We start from the raw sequence: 2,923 nt of genomic DNA, 5'->3' as shown, positions 1-2,923 counted from the left end.
GAGCCGGCGGCCGCCAGCCGCCGGCCGAGTTCGAGGCTGAACATCAGGTTCGCCAGCTTGGACTCCGCGTACGCCAGGGAACGGCTGTAGTGCCGCCGGCGCTCCCAGTTCAGGTCGTCGAGGTGGATCCGGCCGAACCGGTGACTCGTGCTCGAGACCGTCACCACCCGATCGGTGAGCCGATCGAGCAGCAGCCCGGTCAGCGCGAAGTGCCCGAGGTGGTTGGTGCCCATCTGCATCTCGAAACCGTCCGCCGTGCGGCTCAGCGGCACGGCCATCACGCCCGCGTTGTTGACGAGCACGTCGGCGGTCTCGATGCCCGCCGCGAACTCCCGCACCGACGCCAGGTCGGCGAGATCGAGCCGTCGCACCTGCGCACGGGGACCGATCTCCGCCGCGACCGCTTCACCTCGGGCGACGTTCCGGCACGCAAGCACCACGTCGGCACCGGCGGCGCCGAGGGCCCGGGCGGTGGCCTCACCGAGGCCACTGTTCGCCCCGGTCACCACGAAGGCGCGGCCCTGCAGGGCGCCCGGTGCCGGCGGGGAGAACCGTTCAGGCACCGATGGAGGACTTCATCATGGGCAGCATCGCCCACAGCTGGTCCTGCCAGTAGCCCCACGTGTGGGTACCGGCGGCCGGGAAGTCGAAGTGGGCGGAGTTGATGCCCAACGTCGCCAACCGCACCTGGAACGCGCGGTTCTGCGCCAGGGCGAGCGCCTCGAGTCCCATCGCGTTGCCCGTGTTGAACACGCCGATCGCGGAGTTCGGCCGATCGTGCTGGCCGGGCAGGCCGCTGCCCGCGGAGATCCACATCGGCAGCCCCCGCATGCTGGGCGCGGCGACGAACGGATCGTTGCGCAGCCACGCCGAGTTCCACGGCGGGCCCCACATCGAGTCGGCGTTGTAGCCACCGGAGTCGAGCATCGCCAGGCGGATCGCCTCACGCATGCCCGGCGCGGACAGGTTCAGGTAACCGGACATCGAGCCGGCGAACCGGAACTGGTCCCGGTGATAGGCCGCGAGAATCAGCGCCGCGTTGCCGCCCATCGACAGACCCACGACGGCGTTGCTGGACCGGTCGATGCCGTACGTACCGGCGAGGAAGTCCGGCAGGTTCTCGGTGAGGAAGGACTCCCACTTGTAGGTGTAACGCTGACCGTTGAGGTTGCTCGGCGCATACCAGTCCGTGTAGAAGCTGGACTGGCCGCCCACCGGCATCACGACGTTGACGCCGTGGTCGGACAGCCACGCGGCGTTCGTCTCGTGCTCCCACCCGCTCACGTCGTCGGTGGCGCGCAGACCGTCGAGCAGATACATGGCCTTGTTGCTGCCGTTGTTCGCCAGCCAGATACGGACCTTGATCTGGCCGACGCCGCCCGGCGCGGGCACCCAGTGCTCCCGCAGGCGGGAGTACGGGTCCGCCGACGCGGTGCCCGCGCCGGCGAAGGCCACGGCGAGCGGTAGCACGAGCGCCGCGATCAGGAATCGGACGAGCGCCCGAGCCCCCCGAGGTCCGGCCTTGGTTCTGGAAGTATGAGTCACACCAGGCTCCATCAGCACATCATGTATCAACAACAACTGGGGCCCCGACAGTTACGCAACAACACGGTAGAGGTCCACGTCGGCCCGTACGAGGCTTGCACATAATCGTTATCGAGCAAAGCCGAACCGAAAGGCAGACGCAATGAGCAGCGACCGCGGCAGGCCGCCCGTCACCGCCGGAATCGACGGCTCGGACGCCGCGAAACAGGCCGCCACCTGGGCCGCGGCCGTCGCCGAGCGGCTCGGCACGGACCTGCAGCTCGTCCACGCGCTGCCCGGCCCCCGGAATTATTTCAGTGACGCCGCGCTGCGCGCGCGGGCCGAATACAGCCAGCGTCTCGCCGAGTGGGGCCGCGAACTGCTCGACGACACCGCGGCCGAGCTGCGCCGGCAGCGCCCGCATCTCGAGGTGGTCACGACCGTCCACCCGGGCCCGGCCGATCTGGCGCTGCTCGAACACGGCGACCGCAGCCGGATGCTGGTGCTCGGCGCCACCGGCTCGGGTGCGCTCGGGTCGCTGCTCGCCGGTTCGACCGCGCTGCGCGTCGCCCACCGGTCCACGTGCCCGGTCGTCCTCTGGCGGGGCGATCCGGCACCCGAACCGGGCACGGACCGCCGGCCGGTGCTGGTCGGCATCGACGGCAGCGCGGACGCCGGCCCACTGGTCACCGCTGCGTTCGACATGGCGGCGGCGCTCGGGGTCGGCGTCCTCGCCGCCCACGCGTGGGGCGCCGGCGACGTCGCGGACCGCACCGCGGCGCTGGAGCTGATCGACTGGGCGGTCGTCGAGGCCGAAGAGACGGCCTTGCTGTCCGAGTGTCTCGCCGGGCAGCGCGAGCGGTACCCGGACGTGCCGGTCACCGAGATCGTCGAGCAGATCGGCGCCCGGCACCTGCTGCTGAGACTGGCGAAACGGGCCCAGCTGAGCGTCGTCGGCAGCCACGGCCGGGGCCTGCTCGGCGGCCTGCTCCTGGGCTCGACGAGTCAGGCGCTGCTGCACCACGCGCCGTGCCCGACCATGATCTGCCGACCGGGGGTCTGACGATGCTGCGCGGATCGGTCCGGCTCGGCCGGGTCGCGGGGATAGAGATCCGGGCCCACTGGTCGCTGCTCGCGACGCTCGGGCTGCTGTCGTGGCTGCTGGCCGCGACGATCCTGCCGGCGCGGATCAGCGGTCCGAGCACCACGCAGTTCTGGATCGCGGGCGTCGCCGCGGCGCTGGGCCTGCTGGTATCGCTGCTCGCCCACGAGCTTGCGCACTCGGTGGTGGCGGGCCGCTACGGAGTGGGGGTGGACGGGATCACCCTGTGGCTGCTCGGCGGGGTGTCCGAACTGCGCGACGAGCCGCCGAGCCCGAAGGCCGATCTGCGGATCGCGC

3 protein-coding genes and 1 pseudogene are annotated in these 2,923 nt (G+C 71.2%); 2 read left to right on the top strand and 2 right to left on the bottom strand.

Translation table 11 applies throughout. The annotated features are described in order from the left end of the window. Both OEY_RS28335 and OEY_RS0111005 read right to left on the bottom strand, forming a co-directional pair. Positions 1-563 (bottom strand): SDR family NAD(P)-dependent oxidoreductase (locus OEY_RS28335; RefSeq protein ID WP_010593932.1); only part of this gene is annotated, 563 nt, incomplete at its 3' end. Continuing rightward, the gene (locus tag OEY_RS0111005) at positions 556-1,557 is read right to left on the bottom strand and encodes an alpha/beta hydrolase (protein ID WP_225222242.1); all 1,002 of its coding nucleotides are present in this window, start codon (positions 1,555-1,557) and stop codon (positions 556-558) included. The genes OEY_RS0111005 and OEY_RS28335, both read right to left, overlap by 8 nt. 130 nt (positions 1,558-1,687) lie before the next feature. Between OEY_RS0111005 and OEY_RS0111000 the strand changes: the two genes are divergently transcribed. Together OEY_RS0111000 and OEY_RS28330 are read left to right on the top strand one after the other, a co-directional pair. Next, positions 1,688-2,587: a universal stress protein gene (locus tag OEY_RS0111000; protein WP_010593930.1), complete on the top strand. Its 900-nt coding sequence runs from the start codon at positions 1,688-1,690 to the stop codon at positions 2,585-2,587. Further along, positions 2,554-2,923, top strand: a pseudogene (locus tag OEY_RS28330) (site-2 protease family protein); the annotation flags it as partial. The gene OEY_RS0111000 and the pseudogene OEY_RS28330, both read left to right, overlap by 34 nt.

Source organism: Rhodococcus sp. P14 (assembly GCF_000256505.1).
GTDB lineage: Bacteria > Actinomycetota > Actinomycetes > Mycobacteriales > Mycobacteriaceae > Rhodococcus > Rhodococcus ruber.
The sequence above is the reverse complement of the archived record's forward strand: the minus strand, read 5'-3'. Positions and strand labels throughout refer to the sequence as shown.

Excerpts from the sequence above, each read along its gene's own strand:
- OEY_RS0111005 (WP_225222242.1), bottom strand. The coding sequence starts at position 1,557 with ATGGAGCCTGGTGTGACTCATACTTCCAGAACCAAGGCCGGACCTCGG.
- OEY_RS0111000 (WP_010593930.1), top strand. The coding sequence starts at position 1,688 with ATGAGCAGCGACCGCGGCAGGCCGCCCGTCACCGCCGGAATCGACGGC.